Annotated in this window: 13 protein-coding genes; 5 read left to right on the top strand and 8 right to left on the bottom strand. The window is 47.7% G+C overall.

All coding sequences use genetic code 11. From position 1 onward, the window contains the following. Positions 1 to 23: 23 nt before the first annotated feature. A complete protein-coding gene (locus ACJJIZ_RS11390) occupies positions 24 to 3,536 on the bottom strand; it encodes an indolepyruvate ferredoxin oxidoreductase family protein (protein WP_444913447.1) in 3,513 nt (1,170 codons plus the stop codon). A gap of 637 nt (positions 3,537 to 4,173) precedes the next feature. On the opposite strand from ACJJIZ_RS11390, the gene ACJJIZ_RS11385 reads away from it, so the two are divergent. Then, positions 4,174 to 4,662 (top strand): Lrp/AsnC family transcriptional regulator, encoded by a 489-nt coding sequence (locus ACJJIZ_RS11385; RefSeq protein WP_413665315.1) that lies wholly within the window; start codon positions 4,174 to 4,176, stop codon positions 4,660 to 4,662. 139 nt (positions 4,663 to 4,801) lie between these two features. Here ACJJIZ_RS11385 and ACJJIZ_RS11380 read toward each other — a convergent pair whose 3' ends face one another. After that, on the bottom strand, positions 4,802 to 5,593 hold the full coding sequence (locus ACJJIZ_RS11380; RefSeq protein WP_444913446.1) for a nucleotidyltransferase domain-containing protein: 792 nt from the start codon (positions 5,591 to 5,593) through the stop codon (positions 4,802 to 4,804). 205 nt (positions 5,594 to 5,798) lie between these two features. Between ACJJIZ_RS11380 and ACJJIZ_RS11375 the strand changes: the two genes are divergently transcribed. Continuing rightward, positions 5,799 to 6,647, top strand: a complete 849-nt coding sequence (locus ACJJIZ_RS11375; protein WP_444913445.1) for an alpha/beta fold hydrolase — start codon at positions 5,799 to 5,801, stop codon at positions 6,645 to 6,647. Positions 6,648 to 6,802: 155 nt separating this feature from the next. Here ACJJIZ_RS11375 and ACJJIZ_RS11370 read toward each other — a convergent pair whose 3' ends face one another. Together ACJJIZ_RS11370 and ACJJIZ_RS11365 are read right to left on the bottom strand one after the other, a co-directional pair. Further along, entirely contained in the window at positions 6,803 to 8,386 is a 1,584-nt protein-coding gene (locus ACJJIZ_RS11370; RefSeq protein ID WP_444913444.1) for a D-arabinono-1,4-lactone oxidase, read from the bottom strand. 118 nt (positions 8,387 to 8,504) lie between these two features. Further along, positions 8,505 to 10,373: a carotenoid oxygenase family protein gene (locus ACJJIZ_RS11365; protein WP_444913443.1), complete on the bottom strand. Its 1,869-nt coding sequence runs from the start codon at positions 10,371 to 10,373 to the stop codon at positions 8,505 to 8,507. A gap of 583 nt (positions 10,374 to 10,956) precedes the next feature. Here ACJJIZ_RS11365 and ACJJIZ_RS11360 point away from each other — a divergent pair. Next, positions 10,957 to 11,337, top strand: a complete 381-nt coding sequence (locus ACJJIZ_RS11360; protein ID WP_413665310.1) for a VOC family protein — start codon at positions 10,957 to 10,959, stop codon at positions 11,335 to 11,337. A 65-nt stretch (positions 11,338 to 11,402) separates the two neighbouring features. On the opposite strand, the gene ACJJIZ_RS11355 is transcribed toward ACJJIZ_RS11360, so the two are convergent. Together ACJJIZ_RS11355 and ACJJIZ_RS11350 are read right to left on the bottom strand one after the other, a co-directional pair. Beyond that, positions 11,403 to 12,173, bottom strand: a complete 771-nt coding sequence (locus tag ACJJIZ_RS11355) for a hypothetical protein (protein WP_444913442.1) — start codon at positions 12,171 to 12,173, stop codon at positions 11,403 to 11,405. A gap of 135 nt (positions 12,174 to 12,308) precedes the next feature. Continuing rightward, positions 12,309 to 13,709, bottom strand: coding sequence for an aminotransferase-like domain-containing protein (locus tag ACJJIZ_RS11350; RefSeq protein WP_444913441.1), 1,401 nt, complete (start codon positions 13,707 to 13,709; stop codon positions 12,309 to 12,311). A gap of 119 nt (positions 13,710 to 13,828) precedes the next feature. On the opposite strand from ACJJIZ_RS11350, the gene ACJJIZ_RS11345 reads away from it, so the two are divergent. Continuing rightward, positions 13,829 to 14,740 carry an EamA family transporter gene (locus ACJJIZ_RS11345; protein WP_444913440.1) on the top strand — a complete coding sequence of 304 codons (912 nt, stop codon included), beginning with the start codon at positions 13,829 to 13,831 and terminating at the stop codon, positions 14,738 to 14,740. Here the strand turns inward: ACJJIZ_RS11345 and ACJJIZ_RS11340 are convergent. Further along, positions 14,671 to 15,531: a LysR family transcriptional regulator gene (locus ACJJIZ_RS11340; protein ID WP_444913439.1), complete on the bottom strand. Its 861-nt coding sequence runs from the start codon at positions 15,529 to 15,531 to the stop codon at positions 14,671 to 14,673. The two genes, ACJJIZ_RS11345 and ACJJIZ_RS11340, sit on opposite strands and share 70 nt — an antisense overlap. Before the next feature lie 135 nt (positions 15,532 to 15,666). On the opposite strand from ACJJIZ_RS11340, the gene ACJJIZ_RS11335 reads away from it, so the two are divergent. Then, positions 15,667 to 16,752 (top strand): NAD(P)/FAD-dependent oxidoreductase, encoded by a 1,086-nt coding sequence (locus ACJJIZ_RS11335; RefSeq protein WP_444913438.1) that lies wholly within the window; start codon positions 15,667 to 15,669, stop codon positions 16,750 to 16,752. A 125-nt stretch (positions 16,753 to 16,877) separates the two neighbouring features. On the opposite strand, the gene ACJJIZ_RS11330 is transcribed toward ACJJIZ_RS11335, so the two are convergent. Continuing rightward, positions 16,878 to 17,327: a phosphate-starvation-inducible PsiE family protein gene (locus ACJJIZ_RS11330; protein WP_413665304.1), complete on the bottom strand. Its 450-nt coding sequence runs from the start codon at positions 17,325 to 17,327 to the stop codon at positions 16,878 to 16,880. Positions 17,328 to 17,433: the final 106 nt, after the last annotated feature.

Here is a 17,433-nt window from a genome sequence, read left to right as displayed (position 1 = left end):
ACCGATTAAAAGAGCTGCGGCGTCTAGGACGCCGCCAGAGAAGTCGGCTCTTGCTCCCCGTCCACAAATACTGCAGAAAGCTCATCCCAACGATCGCTGACCGCCGCGAATTTTTCCTCGCGCACATGGCCATAGCCACGCACTTGAAGGGGGATTTCGAGCAGCTCTTGTGCCTCTGACAGGTTTTCGCCGGACAGATGCGCGGCTACGCTATCAACTGCTTTGGCCACCTGTTGGGCCCAGCGCCGTTCAGCACGGCGCTCCTGGGTGTAACCGAAGACATCCAGTGCAGTACCGCGAAGAACTTTGCCCTTAGCCAACAGCGGCATCAGCTTGCCCATCCAGGGGCCAAACTGCATTTTGCGCACGCGACCACTGCTATCGGGGCGAGCAAGAAGCGGCGGCGCCATATGGAATTTCAGGGTGTAGTCGCCGCTGAATGTCTCACGTAGCTGTCGCTTGAAATCTTCACCGGTGTAGAGGCGCGCCACTTCGTACTCATCTTTATAAGCCATCGCTTTATAAAGGCTGCGCGCACCCATACGGGTAAGATCGCCCCGAGCAGCTGGCAGTGAGGATTCTGCTTTGCGCAGCGCCTCTATATGGCGAAGGAATTCTGCCGCATAGGCCGGGCTTTGATAGTCGCGAAGCTCTGCTGCCAATCGCTCCAGCAACTGCTCCACCGACTCCTCAGGCTCCACCAATTTCACCGGCTTGGCCGGCACTGCCAATTGCTCGATCGCTTTAGGGTTCTCCGCCAGCAAACGGCCAGCGCGGAAAGCGCGCAGGTTGTTCTCTACCGCCACGCCATTGAGTTCGATGGCCCGCTCCAGGGCCGCTTCACCGATTGGCAGCAGTCCTTTCTGGCAGGCAAAACCCATAATCATCAAGTTACTGGCTACGGTATCTCCAAACAGTGCCTGGGCATATTTATTCGCATCAAAGGCAAAATACTCCACACACAGGGACTCAATACTCTGTTGGGTCGCATCGGCGGGGAATGCCAGCTCGTTGTCGCGAACAAAGGCCGCTACCGGTACTTCAGCAGTATTTACCAGGGCACGCATTTCGCCGGTGGCAAATTTGGTCCGCTGGCCAGCGGCGGTGACCATATCGCAGCCCAGTAATAACTGGGCCGCGCCATCGCGAATACGAGCGGTGGTAATCGCCTCCGGGTTTTCTCCCACTTTTACATGAGCCACCACGGCACCATTTTTTTGTGAGAGACCGGTAAAGTACAAAGTTGTACTGCCCTTCTCTTCCAGGTGCGCCGCCATGCCCAGCAGTGCCGCCACGGTAAGTACGCCACTGCCACCAATGCCGGCCACCAAGATACTGAGCGGCTGGGCCAGAGTCGCGACCGGCGCAGAAGGTAATCCGGCAATAGCCACGTCCAAGGCATCCGCCAGGGATTGCACCGGGGGCTTTTTCAGTTCTCCCCCTTCCACAGTGACAAAGCTCGGGCAGAAACCATCGGCACAGCGCATATCCTTGTTGCAGCTGGACTGATTGATCTGACGCTTGCGCCCCAACGGGGTTTCCAGCGGCTCCACGGCAATACAGCTGGACTGCACACTGCAATCGCCACAGCCTTCGCAGACCCGGTGGTTAATCAGCAATCGCTGGGATGGATCGACCATCTGTTTTTTCTTGCGGCGGCGGCGTTTCTCGGCCGCACAGACCTGCTCATAAATAATCGCCGTCACACCGGCAGTTTCCCGCAGGCGACGCTGCACGGCGTCCAGCTCAGAGCGGGGAAGAACTTCTACGGCAGTGGGCAGTTGGCCGCGGTGTTCACGCCAGTGGTCAGGGTTCTCCGTCAAAAGAATAACGGTACCAACTCCCTCGGCCAGCAACTGTGCAGCCAGGGACGGAGCATTAACTTCGCCATCGGCGGGTTGGCCACCGGTCATGGCCACCGCATCGTTCAGAAGAATTTTGTAGGTGATATTCACCTGGCTCGCCACAGCCTGGCGAATGGCCAATAGCCCGGAGTGGTTGTAGGTTCCATCGCCCATATTCTGGAAAATATGCTCGGCGCTGGAGAAACGGTGCAGCCCTACCCATTGGGCGCCCTCGCCTCCCATATGGGAATAGGTATCGGTGCGCAGGCCTTTACCCAAAGCCATAATATGACAGCCAATACCGGCACTCCCCAAACTGCCTTCTGGCAATTTGGTAGAAGTGTTATGAGGACAACCTGCACAGAAAATGGGTTCACGAGCCAACAAGCCCTGAGCCTTTGCAGCGACATTGCCCCCCAGTTTTTCTGCCAGGGGAATCAGCTGTGCCGCCAGTTCAGTATCCACCAGCCAGCGGGCAATGGCTTTGGCCACCTGATCAGGACCAAAGCCCCACACTGCTGGCAACAGGTCCTTGCCATCCAGGTCTTTCTTGCCGACTACCTTCGGACGATAACTATCTTCCCAACCGTAGAGCAGGTTTTTCAGCTGATCCTCCACCAGGGGACGCTTCTCCTCGACTACCAGCAAGCGCTCCATGCCCTTGGCGAACTCGCTGATGCCCCTAGGCTCCAGCGGCCAGGACATCGCCACTTTATAGATGGAGATGCCTGCTGAGTTCAGATCTGCCTCTGATAAGTTGAGCAGTTTCAAGGCTTCAAGCAAATCACCGTGGGCCTTACCCACCGTTACAATGCCGAAGCGTTTTTGCTCCGCACTGTGGGTGGTTTTATCCAGGCGGTTGGCATAGGCGAATGCCTTGGCTGCAGGCAAACGCTCCTCCAGCATACGGCGCTCATATTCGAGGCGCTCCGCAGGCCAATTCAGGTGGGGATCGTAGTTCAGGCCGTGTGGCGGGATTGGGAAGTTAGCTGGAATTGTAAACTGGGGCAACTCCGGCACAATCAAGGAAGCACCGGCCTCTACAGTTTCAGTAATTGCCTTAAAACCCACCCACAAGCCCGAAAAACGGGATAAGGCAATGCCCGCGAGGCCCAGGGTCAGGTACTCATCAATGGAGGACGGAAATATCAACGGCATCATTACCGACTCAAAAATCTGGTCGGTATTGTGGGAAAACATGGAGGATTCCGCAGTGTGGTCATCCCCACACAGCGCCAAAACACCACCCAGTTTTGAGGTACCCTGGATATTGGCTTGGCGGAAAACATCTGCGGTGCGATCTACACCGTGGCCCTTGCCATACCAAATAGAAAAGACGCCGTCTTTCGTTGCCTGCTGGCGATAGTGATCCAGCAACTGGGTACCCCAAATATTGGTCGCCCCCAGGTCTTCATTAATGCCCGGCTCAAAATGGATTTCCCGCTCGGCCAACAACTTCTTGTGCCGCCACAGGGCCTGGTCGTAACCGCCCAATGGGGAGCCGCGATAGCCGGAAACAAAGCCAGCTGTATTGAGGCCCGCCAGCTCATCCATGCGCTTTTGCATTAAGGGCAAACGAACCAGGGCGTCAATTCCGGTCAGAAATACACGGCCGGATTCACGGGTAAAAGCCGCTTTCAGCGAATACTCGCTATCAAAGCCCAATTCCTGATCGCCTTCGACCATTGCCATGGGTACCACCTATTTTATCTTTATTGCTTTCATCACTCCGGTTCTCGACGCCAGTAACATGTCGCGAAAATATTCGCGGCATCTCCCGAGTTACAGCAGAACAGACCAGAGCTGTTTAATAGCGCTAAAATTAACACTGCCCGGCAGAGCAGGTCATACCAAAATTGGCCCAACTCAGGCATAATGCCGCCATAACTCGCTAAAGATGACCAGCTACTGGCAACAAATCACTCAAAATGAAGTATTTTGGGGGATACAACGGAAAGGAGATGCCCTCTTATGGTGCTCGCCTCTGGCCTTCACACTCTGTGTGACTAAATAAGCGCCAAAGGTTCAGCTTTTTGAGAGGCATAGCCTGGAACTGATCAGGGGATATCAGTTTCCGCCCGTTTACAGCTAACCAGTATCAACCGGTTGGGCAACGTACCCATTAGCGGGAAATTAATAAAAAACGAGAAGGTCTCACAAAAGATGCGCAGTATAGGAAGCTACTGCCATAACAAACCAAAAAAAACCATGTACGCAATGCACACAATTTACCGGAGAACGCTGGGAAGCAAAGATTCACTGGCAGGTTGATGATTAGCAGCCGGCGGTACCGGCGTACGTTCAGAGAGATGAGATACGGAATATAACCATGGCCTATTTACTGGATGCCATCGACAAGAAAATTCTGGAAATCCTTCAACAGGATGCCACCATTCCAAATATTGAGCTTGCAGAAAAAGTCTGCCTCTCACCCTCCCCCTGTTCACGGCGGGTTAAAAATCTAAACGAGCAAGGATTTATAAAACGCGCAGTTACCCTGCTTGAACCGGAAAAGGTTGGGTTGCCGGTAAGTGTATTTATCCAGGTTACTCTTAACCACCAAGTGAAAAAAGAGTTGCAGGACTTCGAATCGGTTATCGGCCAATGGCCGGAAGTGATGGAGTGCTACCTGATGACCGGTGATTTCGACTACCTGCTGCGCGTTGTTGTACCCAATTTGCAGGCTTACCAGGAATTCCTGGATAAAAAACTCACTGAACTCCCTGGCATCGATCATATTAAAAGCAGCTTCTCTTTGAAGCAGGTGCGTTACCGCACTGAGTTGCCGCTGGATCAGTTGTTGGAAAACCAAAGCTGAGCCTTTTTTGACGCCTGCATTCTTGCAGGCGTCTATACAGCTTTGAGTTTATTCACTGGAAAGTATTACAAGTCACTCAGCGCTTTTTGGGCTGTCTACTCGCGTGTTAAGTGACGCCCTATCCGCCTGATTTAAAAGACTATACACCAACCACTTTACGAAAAAGCCTGTCAAACTCTGGAAGATCCAATTTTGGCCTTTCCTCTATAGAATTGGCACCAGATCTATCCAGATTTTCCTGTATCCAGCCATCCAGTTTGCCATCAACGGCTATCAAATCGCCCTCTTCAAGCTCCTTCTTTTTCAAAATCAAACTGGAAAGAATATCCAGAAGCCACTCACTTCCTGAGGAAGGCAACAACTCGTTATACATATGACTAAAGTCCACAGGAGGAATTTTTGTAAACTCTTTTATATACAGGGCATTAAGCAGTGAACGCAGAACATAAAGTAACTTCTTGACCTTAATCTCTTTAAAGCCTCTATCACCCTCCTGAATAAATCTGGAATAAGTATTAAATCCCATACTGACATAGTGATGAGCTAGAGCTCGCGGCTGCCAACATTTTAAAGCCAAATCTTGCAATGACTCCAAAATATCTTCATTTCTAAAATAGACCTTTGGAGAAAATAGCCACTCGATTAAAGTGGGGTTACTTGCCCTCATTAAAGTTAAAGTCTTCTTGATATCCCAGCCGACCAAGTCCAGTTCATCACCAAGTTTTTTATCAAATGGAACCTCAACAACATCTCTGGGAGTACCTATAGTGAGATATTGCTGAATATTACGTTTGTAGATAAACCTTACATCCCAGTCACTATCAGGGGATTCAAATCCCCATGCGCGGCTTCCTGACTCACAGGCATAGATAATTTCAATATCTCGCTCTACTTCCAGTGATTTCAGACGGTCCTTTATCAGCGATTCCATATACATCCACCTGCTACGTCAAAACAAATCAACTATACCCGAAAAGCTCGTTGATTACTCTTAGGAGACCTATCGGTTTACTCTCATAAGAGAGACATTTGGGCAGCTGTCTCTCTCTCCTAACAACTGGACTAGGAAATGTTAAACATAAACCTCTAATAGACTATGATAAGCGCTAAAAAATGGCTCCCAGGAAGCTAGCCCCATGGACGAAAATCCAAAAGACTCTATCTCTGTAAACAACCACTCTATCTCTTATTTCCAGGAGGGACAGGGAGAACCCATTGTTTTTGTACATGGTGCACTGGCCGATGCTCGTATGTGGCAAGAACACTGCAAAATTCTATCAAATGAATTTAGAGCGATTTCATTCACCCAAAGGCATTTCGGTAATCCGGGTAATCCTTTGGAAGGCCCCTTTGGAATTGATACCCATGCAGCAGACCTAGCAGGGCTGATTGAGGCCCTAGATATAGGCCCTGTCCACCTAGTAGGATGGTCCTATGGTGCGGATGTGAGCTTAAATGCTGCTATAAAGGCTCCTAAACTAATCAAAAGTCTGTACCTTTATGAGCCTGGATATCCGGGATACATTGAAAACAATGACATGGAAGAGTATCGCCGAGATGCTGAAACTATGTTTGCAGAAATTTTCAAAACAACGGCTGAAGGTGAGCTAGATACTGCGGTTAAGCTACTAATCGACGGCTCTGGGAATCAAGCAGGCTACTTCTCTCAGCAGCCCCTTAAATATCGTGTACAGCAGCTGGATAATGCCTACACCCTACCTCTGCAGCTTAATCAAACTGAACAACCCGCACTGAACCCAACTAGTCTTTCAGGCATATCTATTCCAGTTTCCGTGGCCTACGGCAGCAATACTCGCCAGCTATTTAGAACTGTATCGCTTGCGGCGGGTACATTGATTCCAGATGCTCATCCACAAGAGATAAGCTCAGCAAATCATATGCTGCCTCTGGAAGATCCTGCACACTTCTGCCAACTTGTGAGAGAAAGCATTGCTAATTGCTGTGACCAGCAACCTGTAACTTAATAATAAAGAGCAGGGAAAGAATACCTATAAGGCATGAAAACCGATTGTAGGCTTAGTCTCTCGAGCATTCTTTCCCGCTTAGCAGTTAGAAGCCTCTTATTGCTATTCACTACCAATTAAACGCAGGGGGTGGAAATATCACCCCCCAAAGTGCTCTAGTCAGCTTTACAAATCCTTGCGCCTGAATACCAAACTCCCGCTTGGCAGCTAGCACCCTCCTCACAGTGTTCATCTATTTGACAATAGCACTGACCATCGGGATTGCAGCCAGGAGTTAAATAGTTTTCCAAAGGATCAGCCCCACTTACTCGATTCCAAAAGGGGTTGGAAAATATATTGTTTGGGTCCAACTCTTCTTTAACATCCATAAACTGGGACCACTTGGGGAAACGCTCAGCCATGTCCTCAAAAATAGCGACTGAATTCTTACCCCAATGAGGTCTGGCTCCATACTTCCGGAGAGACATTTGCTCAATTTCCAAATTGACAAAGTAGTTCTTTGGCACAGCTTCACCTCGTTGACGAAGGGTATATTCAATCCCTACAAACGCTGTGTCACGGCCTGCTGTCATTCCTAAATAGCTATCGGAAGCCTTGCCAAAACGGAAATAAATACCATTCAGCGGAAAACAGGTTTTTTCACTATTTGCAATAATCTGGCGGACATCCGCAATCCAGTTGGGCAATTCTTCAAATGGAATCGCGACTTCCTGAAGTGCAATTGGAAGGTTATCCCAGACACATTTGTCTGGCTCTTTACATACGAAATGTTGCATCAAGTCCGCGTGTCCAGTGGGCTTAATAAACTTCTTCAAGCCTGAATCAACATCCCTGAAATAGGAACTGGAGCGAGCAGTATGGCGAAGAGAAGCTGCAAAACACTGCAATGCGGCACTATCGGCTTCATGAAGGCTATCAAATATCAGTCCAAATAAATATTCGGAGAAGTCCGATACATCTGCCTGGGCATTGTAGGCATTACCCTTAGTCGACAAAGGTACCTTGTTGTAAGTTGTTACGGTATAGCGCCCTAATCCCGGGAACCAGGCAACATTTGCTGAATGATTATTTCGAGCCAAATCAAGAACAACCTCCTCCAGCTCATCATCGCTGTGATACCCCTTTACTTTTGCTTGTACCTTATAGCCAGGTTCAACCTCTATGGTCACCTCAACAACTACGCCTAAAACACCTAGGTTTACCCTGGCGGCATTGAGCATCTCACCACTGATTACTCGTAAGTCCCCATTGCCATCAACCAACTTCAATTCGGTGACATAATCAGAGATCATGCTGCTTTTTTGTGTAAAAGTTGAACCGTGAGTACCGCTTCCCAGCATACCGCCTATCGTGAATATGGCCAGCTCTGTCACCATCGGCACACTTAGTTCATGCTCTCGAAGATAGGCGGTCAAATCCCGGAATCTCATACCGGCCTGAACAGTAACCAACAGGTTATCTTTGTCCAGGCTAACGACCTGATCCATATTTTCCAGAGTGATTTGCACCTCTCCATTTCCTGCACAGGCCGCATCAATCTGACTATTGAATCGGCGACTCCCTGTCATCACTTTACGGCCTTGATCCGCTGCATCACGTACTATCTGCTGAACCTCATCAATACTGGTCGGATCATGGATAACACCAGGGAAACAATCCTGAGTATCCTGGTAGTTTTTTAATACCTCAGGCACTTCAATTGGCGGCGGTAGCTGTTCTGCAACACTTGTAGCAGCCATGAAAACGCCTGCTACACAAAGAGCTTTTTTACACCACCTCAATAAATGTTTGGATTTGGTTATTATTTCTGCACACATACCTAAATTCCCTTTATTGCATTAACTTAGACTGGATAAATCAACCAAAACGGGGAAGTAGCTCCCCATCGATGATGTCCCGAACATTACTGCTGTGATCAGGCGCCTTACTGCGAAGAAAATCAGCGTAATTTGACCGGTAGGCCGATAAAGGGCGACGACCAATGGATGGCACCCACAGTGCATGATTCGTGGTTGCAAATTCCAGTGATCGGTTAGCTAGGATACAAATTGGCCCACCGCTGAGACGTGCCGCATCAAAAATCCAAAACTCTTTACCATTGGAATCGGATGTCGTTGGATATTTGCGTACAACTGCTGCAATCACATAACCGTCGTTCTGGGCCGTGGAGCCCGGGCGGGCCATAAATTGCGGTGTACGCATTACGCAATCTTCTGGGAACTGAAAGGCATCCGCAATTTTCATATTGACGCAGTCCATATGAATCAAGGCAGAGGGACGACTTTCTTCAGGCATATTCCAATAGCCGTAGTGGCGCTCAGGATAATCGCGATATGCCCAGGAAACCCGCATAGATATATGGTCAGGCCTGTAACCCACAGCAGCCCAATAAAGGTGCTCAAAGGTTTCAGGGAACTGGAAGTGCCCACGGTAAGCCGGATCATTCATATCCCAGGAAAGCGCATCATCCCGAATAACCCGGTAATCTTCTTTTATCTCAATAGCTGAATTTGAGTTAACTCGAATCCGGGCACGTACCAAACCTCCAACATCCAGCGGTGCTGCAGGGTATCCGGACAACCACTTGGGTACCAAACCTCCCTTCTGCAGGATTTCAAAGCGGAATAACTGCTCAGATTTATCCATTGCCCCCATATATTGGCCATACAGGGTAATCTCACCCGCATTGTCATCGTAGTTGCAGACAATGTCCGAAGTATCAAAGCCGAGCTCCAGGTAATCTGCGATAATAGTATCAGCACCCGGCACCATATCGGCCTTCCGAATAACCCAACACCGGGTCCGGTGTTCTTGAGGCAGAACAATTCGTGTTCCAATAATTCGGGTAGATTCAACTCTCGCTGCAGTTTCAAAGACAATGATATGATTTCGCGTTACTCCAAGAGAGTGTGAGCTTGCAGCAATATAGGCGTTGTTACCCTGGCGATCCCGAATTTTCCAACTTTCAAATGCACCCTCTCGATCCCAGCGAATTAATCGAATAAATCCTGAGCTACCAGAATCACCAATATTTCCACCATAGTTGATGGTGATACAGTTACCTGTTTCCAGATCAAAGAAAGGGTGACCGGTGGTCCGAACCTGGGGAAATAGCCACTTTTCTGGGGTTAGATTTTCAAGCAGCGGAGGTAAGCTCGACTTCCATTCATTCACTTCTCCAATAGGGGTTACCATCTCTAGAGTTGTAGCATCAAACTCATAGGGCATACCCCCTTCATAACTCATTGCAAAACGGTTATCTCCCATATAGTTGGGGGCCGTATTGCAGTAGTTCATAAATCCCAGATTCGGGCTTGAGTATATTGTCCCACCTAACAAATTGAATTTATCAAAGCCTGTTAAATCCTGCTCCTGCATTATCGCAGACGCGGTACGTATCATTTTTCGGGTATAGGGAACTTCACTGTTATTGCTCCGCCCAGTAAAGTCGAGCCGGGTCAAAGCTCCCTTTCCATTAGGTGTAAGATGGTTGGACGCCAGTGGAATACCCTCAGCCATAAGAAGATGGCCAATAACATCATCGGGTAAGATTCCCTGTATTACACTGAGCACTCCGGAGGAATCTGATAGATCACCAACCATTATTGACTCTGGGAAACTAGAGCCATCCAAAGCATTACTTGTTCCAGCCTTAGCTGATGCCACTCCCATAAGCGGTGATGCAGACATTACACCTGCAGCCTTTAATAGATCTCGACGCTTCATTTTTTATCCCTAAAAAATACGGCCGACAGCTTAACCTGACCATAAAATTAAATTTTTTAATGAAATAATTGGCGCAATTTACACCCAAAGTAAACCTTTAAGCGAAAACCATTTATTATTTTTTATCAAATCAAACCTCCAGAATTTTAACCCCTTAAAATTCACACTATCAACCTATATACCACAATAAAAATAAACCAAACCAGAAAATACAATCTATCAAGCAGAACAAAAAACAAACACCAGTCAGTCAAGCAAAAAAATATCGATAAGAAATCCGATATCACCCGAATTAGCCACCACATTATTATCAACAACAGAATTTAAAATAAATATTAATGATCATTGAATCGCACAATATTTAATATATCTGTGAGGCATCTCATATATAAACCGCAATAGATAGAAAGCTGCACCAGTCCACACACCCTGAGAGGTACAGCCTGGAGGTACAGCCTGGAGGTAACGGATATACGAACAATTCTATCAGGCAATGAGTGAATGATTATTCATTGATGTTTAATAGTATTGGTATACAATCTTTCACGCACAACTACCCTAAAATTAATTTAAGGTGACATCAATGTTTAGTCATATTATGGTCGGGGCCAACGATATCGAGGAATCAAAGGTATTTTACGATTCCACTTTCGGAATATTGGGTTACAAACCCGGCACTATTGATGATCGTGGCCGCTGCTTCTATTTTAATGACAACGGTATTTTTGCCATCACCAAACCCATCAATGGGGAGCCCGCAAGCCATGGCAACGGCAGCACTATTGGCTTTACAGTAAACAGTTCTGAAGAGGTTGATGCCTGGCATGCTGCAGGTATTGCCAACGGTGGTACCAGCTGCGAAGAGCCCCCAGGCGTACGGGATAGCGCCGTAGGCCCAATCTACCTCGCCTACTTACGAGACCCTGCTGGCAATAAGCTCTGCGCACTGTATAGAGCAAGCTAATTAGGGTTCGCAATCAGGAGCCTCCCCTTACAGGGAGGCGCTGTATAAGTGGACTAATAGTGTAATCAGTCCCAGCGGTTGAAAATAACGTGCATGCCGTGATGATCGTCACTCACGAATACGAAATAGCCGGCGCCAGTATGTGCAGTTGCGCACACCTTCGTCCCCTGGGAAGTCTCAGAACACTGCATTTTATAGGCTTCGATTCCCGAAGTGTCGTATTCACACTGACTGTATTGGCTTTCAAGAGTTTGCACCAAGTCTCGGCTGCCCCTTGCCAATACATAGCGGTAATCACCAAAGTAGCGATAGCTGTAGGTGTCCAAGTAATATGCTTGAGAGTCACCGCCGCCTTCCAGAAGCTCGCTATAGCAAAGTTCAGGCCTGGCCATCCACAGCGTTTCCTGATCATTCGAAGAGTGTATTCCTGGCCAATTCTGTTGGTCATGTTGAGAGAGTACTACGTTGGTTGAATCAACATAGTCTTTCACAATGACGTAGTCACCTTCATCACTTTCTATTCTGCAAACCGGCGCACCGCCAATAAAATTATCACACTGAACCATATCCAGGCTGACTTGACTTGTCTCGCCAGCACAGTCTTCTGCAAAGCTTTCAGCCCAGTATTGCACAGCCTTAACTGCATACTCTCGAGAGTCTTCTATTTCATAATAGAAATCTGAAAAGATGCGATAAACCTCGCGATCATTAGTATTGCTTGCAGAAGCTGCTACAGAACACTGACTAAACTTAGGCAGTTCAAAAGTCTGTTCTGCTTGAGCGGGAACCGCACCGGCAATAGCAATCGCTGCTGTAAAAGTGGCAAGAGTTTTCATTAGATGTCCTCCGTGAACAATCATCCTAAAAGGGACGCGGATTCTAGCAGAGGAAAAATAACTATCAAAAGCAGTGTAACGATATGAAAGTTCAGGTACCTTCTTCCAAGGTTGTGAATATCTGAATAATATTAATTATCGGCATCCGTGAGTTAACTCGATAAAACGTTCCAGCTGAAATCCGGCCTCAGTCTTCCCTCCATCTTTACTTTCAAGCGGCCAACCACAATTCACCCGCACACAATCACCGTAGAGATCAAGCGTGCTGAAATCTGCACCGCCCAACAAGGCTATATTTTCTTCGGAAGCCATACGGCAAAGACTCCGGCTGTCCAACCCTGGGATCTGCAACCAAATCACCATTCCTCCATGGGGGTCACTGATACGCGATTCATCGGGCAAGGATGAACTTAAGTAGTTGCGATAGGATGCGACCTGGAAGGAAATTTTTTGCCTGAGCCCCTGCACATGACGGGAGTATTGGTTGGTACCGATGAAATCAGCTACCGCTAATTGGACGGGCAAGTTCACACCGAAACTTTCGGTAAATCGATAGCGTTCATATTGTTTTCGATACCTTCCTGGTAAGCACCACCCCAGTCGATAGCCTGCGCTCAGTGTCTTGGAGATAGAGCCACACCAAAGCACATACCCGCTCCGGTCCCAGTAGCGCACGGGCATGGGCAGACTTCTTTGAAATCCGAGTTCCAAATACACATCATCCTCGACAATTGGAACCCGATATTTACCAGCCAGTGCGGCCAGGTTCTCTTTCTGCTCCGAACTCAGGGACACGCCCGTAGGATTCATATGACTGCTACTAAAAAGACCCGCTTGGACCAATCCCTGCTGCATATAGCGCTCTAGCTGTGCGAGGTCTAAGCCGTTTTCAACAGTCGGTATCTCAACGACTTTTCGTCCCATCAACGCCAACAGATTAAGAAGACCGTTGTAACAAGGAGAACTGATCGCAACCGCATCACCGGGCTTAGTCGTAATGGCAATCGCTGTGCGGACGGCATCCATACAACCATTCGTCACTACTAATTCATTGGCAGAGAAATGCAAATCATAGCTGGCAAAGTGTGCACTAAGCGCACTGCGCAAAAGCGGCTCCCCTGAGGAAACCGGATAGCCATGCATACTGGCGCCAGCCTCTCGGGTTGCCCGCCGCATACTGCGCTCCAGGGAATCTAACGGCAATAGCTCTGGAGATAAAGACGCAACACCCAATGGCCCTGTTCCCAACCCACGGAAATAGTATTCGTGACTTACTGGATCTGTTGTTCGGCAGGTAAATGCAGGCATTATGGGAGGCGGGTTACTGCTGGGAGGAACTGAGGCAAAGAATCCAGATTGCGGTCGAACCTTCGCCCAGCCGAGTTCCTCCAGCAAGTAGTAGGTGCTTTGGGCTGTTGTCAGGCTCACTTCGTTTTGTGCAGCGAACCGCCTGAGGGACGGTAGTTTATGACCGCTTGGTATTCTCCCTGACTGAATATCCTCAATACAGCGTTCGGCAAGCTCTTTATACCGCACCTATCCCCTCTCCGATTCCGTCTCCGCCCAAACTGTATACCTATTTTATACAAAAATTGCATCTGTATACCTTTTTTCATTTCTTGGATAGTTAGCCCCGAGACAAATTGGAGGGGCTGATGCGGTACTCGGATTTATTACTTGGTGTGCTACTAATGGCAATGTGGGGATTCAACTTCATTGTTATTCAGATGGGAACGGAAGATCTGGACCCACTCCTTCTGGTGGCTTTACGCTTTTCTTTGGCCGCCTTTCCGGCAGTGCTTTTCATTTCCAGACCGACAGTCAGCTGGAAGTACGTTCTGGCCTACAGCCTGACTTTTGGCTGTGGGGTTTGGGGGATGGCCACCTGGGCAATCTCTAGTGGACTCTCTGCGGGAATGGCCTCACTTCTTTTACAAGTAAATGTTGCGATTAGCTTACTATTCGGCTGGGCATTCCTGAAAGAAAAGATTATCCCGCAGAAAGCTCTTGGGGCTCTACTTGCCTTGGGAGGGCTGTTGCTAAGTTTGATGGTTGAAGATGGCACTGTGCCCCTTATCAGTATTGCACTTATCTTAATAGCGGCTACCAGCTGGAGCATCAGTGGGCTCATTGTAAAAGCCAGCGGCACACAGGAAGTATTTAGCTTTATTGTCTGGGGGCTATTTTTTGCACCGTTACCATTGTTCGCTGCTACCTATATTCAAAATGGTGCGGATATATTTTATGAAATTCATAACAACCTTAGTGGAAAGTTGATTTTCTCCATATTGTTTCAGGCCTACCCAACCACTCTGCTGGGATACTGGTTCTGGAACCGGTTAATCGTTAAGTACCCGCTGTCTACTGTTGCGCCTTTAGGTTTACTCTGCCCCGTTTTTGGACTCTTTTTCAGTTGGTTATTAACTGGCGAATCGATTGGTTCAGAAAAATTAATGGCCGCTATTATGATTTTCTCTGGGCTGGCACTTGGTATTGTTCATTTTCGCCAGAGCTTTAAGATGCTAAGAAACTCACGGATTTTTGGCATGTTAAACATATCGCGATGAACAAGTATCCAAGTTGAGATTTGCCAGCTTTCAGGCGTAGGAATCTCAATAATGTCTTCAAATTTTTTAGCCAGGATTCTCGGCATGGCGCCAATACCGCAGCCAGAAAGCATTGCCTGGTTAAGAATTTGCTGACTGGAAGCAGTCAGCACAATATTTTGATCGGGAATATGATTATAAATCCATTCATTCCAGTCAAAGTGTAACGGGCGATCACCTAAAACCAGAAACCTGTGCCCTTGAAGATTACTTTTATCGGGAAGCCCATAGTCTTCAATATAGGATTTGTGTGCATAGAAAACGAATTCTGTAGTAAAAAACGGCAACACGATATTATCAGGTGTCGTTGGTTTCTCACCGACACGAATCGCAATATCAGCTTCACCGTACTCCAGGTTAAAATTGCGCAGATCCCCGATTAAATTGACAAGCATACCTGGGTGCTGGGTCTGGTACTGTCTAATGAGCGGCATCAACAGGTCTACCATTTCGCCGACAGAGGTGATGGTGAGGTTGCCTTGCAAATTCTGCTCTTTGCTTTGTAACCGCGAGGACAACTGAGAAAAATGGCTGTCCGTCACCGCTCCCAGTCGCATAACCTCCAGCCCCGCCTCCGTTGGAATATATCCTTTGTCATTGCGCTGAAATAGTACAACCCCAAGGCTCTCCTCCAGTACATTAATATGGCGCATCACGGTGGACCTATGAATACCAATCTCCTGGGCCGTTGCACTCAGAGTGCCCAGCTTGGCCAGCTTATAAGCGGTCCTTAACTCAGTCCATTTATCCATTATTTGCCTCAAGCCCCCAATGCTCAGCATGTGCAAATATGCACATCAGAGTCTCATAATCACACATTCACAGCATATTCGCTACACCATAAAATGGATTCAAATGACCTGTACACCCTCTAATGGTTGAAAAATATGGTAATTAAAGCGGAAGTATTGATAGTAGGCGGTGGTTTCGCCGGTGTGTCTGTCGCGCATGCACTGGAAAGACATGGGCTCCATACCATTCTGGTAGACAAAAAAGATTATTTTGAAGTCACTTTTGCCACCTTGCGCAATGTAACCGATCCATCCAGTACCGGGAATCAAGCGCGCAAGTACTACAGGGACTTTTTCTATGGCCGCTTCATTCAGGGAGATGTAATGGAAATGTCTGCGAAATCAGCGCGTTTGGCAGATGGAACAGAGTTACATTTCAACAGTGCCATACTCGCCTCCGGCACCCGATATCCGAGTATGCCAATGGCCAAATCCCTTTGCGCAATGGATATTCAATCCAGAAACCAAGAACTGTTGAACGAGCATCAGCGACTGAAACAAGCAAGGAAAGTCATGGTGATAGGTGGAGGGGTCGTTGGAGTCGAATTGGCGGGAGAGATCGCACACGCTATGCCGAGAACTCAAGTAATTCTGGCACACAATAAAGAGGTCTTATTGGACAACTTCAAGCCTAAAGCACAGATCAAAGCCCAGAAACAATTAGAGAATTTAGGTGTAGAAATTCAGTTTAACAGCCGCTACCAATATCAGAATGGCTGCTATATCGATCTCAACAGCGGCCAAGCCAGCGATGCAGACCTGGTTTTTGAAGCGACTGGTGTGCTACCCAACAATGATTACCTTAAACCGCACTTAGCGCATATCCTTAATGAGCGGGGATTTGTGAAAGTCGATAACAGACTTCAAGTTATTGACGAACCGAGCTTGTATGCACTCGGAGACATTGCAGATATTGGTGAGGCCAAACTGGGCTACCTCGCCTCTCAGCAAGGTGAATACCTGGCAAAGGCCATCGCCAGAAATAGAAAAGGAAAAAGTACCAAAAGCTATAAACGAAACCCACTAATGGCACTAGTTCCCATTGGCCAGAAGCAAGGATTAGTGCAGCTACCTTTCGTAGTAACAACCTGCAACCACCTCGTGCGATTGAAGCAGAAAGACCTATTCATTAATAAGGTTTATCGTGGATTTGGCACTCAGCCAAATGCCCGGCTCTCTTAGTTCGGGCTAACTATTGTAAGTAGCTATTAATGCAGTTAACGATATGATTCTATTTTGGTCAACTGTATAAATACAAAAAATAAAATCATAAAGTGAGCATTATCAAGGACAAAAAATCACAAGTACTAACCAGGTTTATTACTTTTTTCCCTCACCAGCCAGTAGGAAACTCCCAGGGCGATAGTCACCAGGGCAATACCGACTATTTGCTCCGCATTAACAAATTTTAAGTCGAGCACAATAACCTTCCGAGCTACAGCCATTAAGGCTGTAGCCAATACCAATTGCACCGGTATCACATTTGTACCCAGGTAGAGTCGGATATTAGTGAAAATTTCAATGGCAATAAGAACGGCGAGAAAGGCCCCAAAAGTCTCGAGGATATCTTCCATATCCAGCAGTAGGAATGGCGTCTCCATTAGCCTTTCATAAAGTACATAGACGACATCCGCAATGGTCCAGAATATGACCAACACCATAAGAATGGCGAGAAATTTAACGGCATATTTTATTGCTCGATGTAATTGGTTGATCAGGGGATCAGCATGATCCTCATGTATCTCGTCATATTTCATGGGCTTCGCTCTGCCGATTGATACCGCACATTGCTTGAGTTCGACTATAGGCGATATCCCCGTATTCAGCCGAGAGAGCTTCCTTTAGTGAGCGAGTAGTAAGAGG

The organism is Microbulbifer maximicatervae (SeqCode) (genome assembly GCF_052467225.1).
This window is presented reverse-complemented; position numbering and strand designations above follow the sequence as displayed.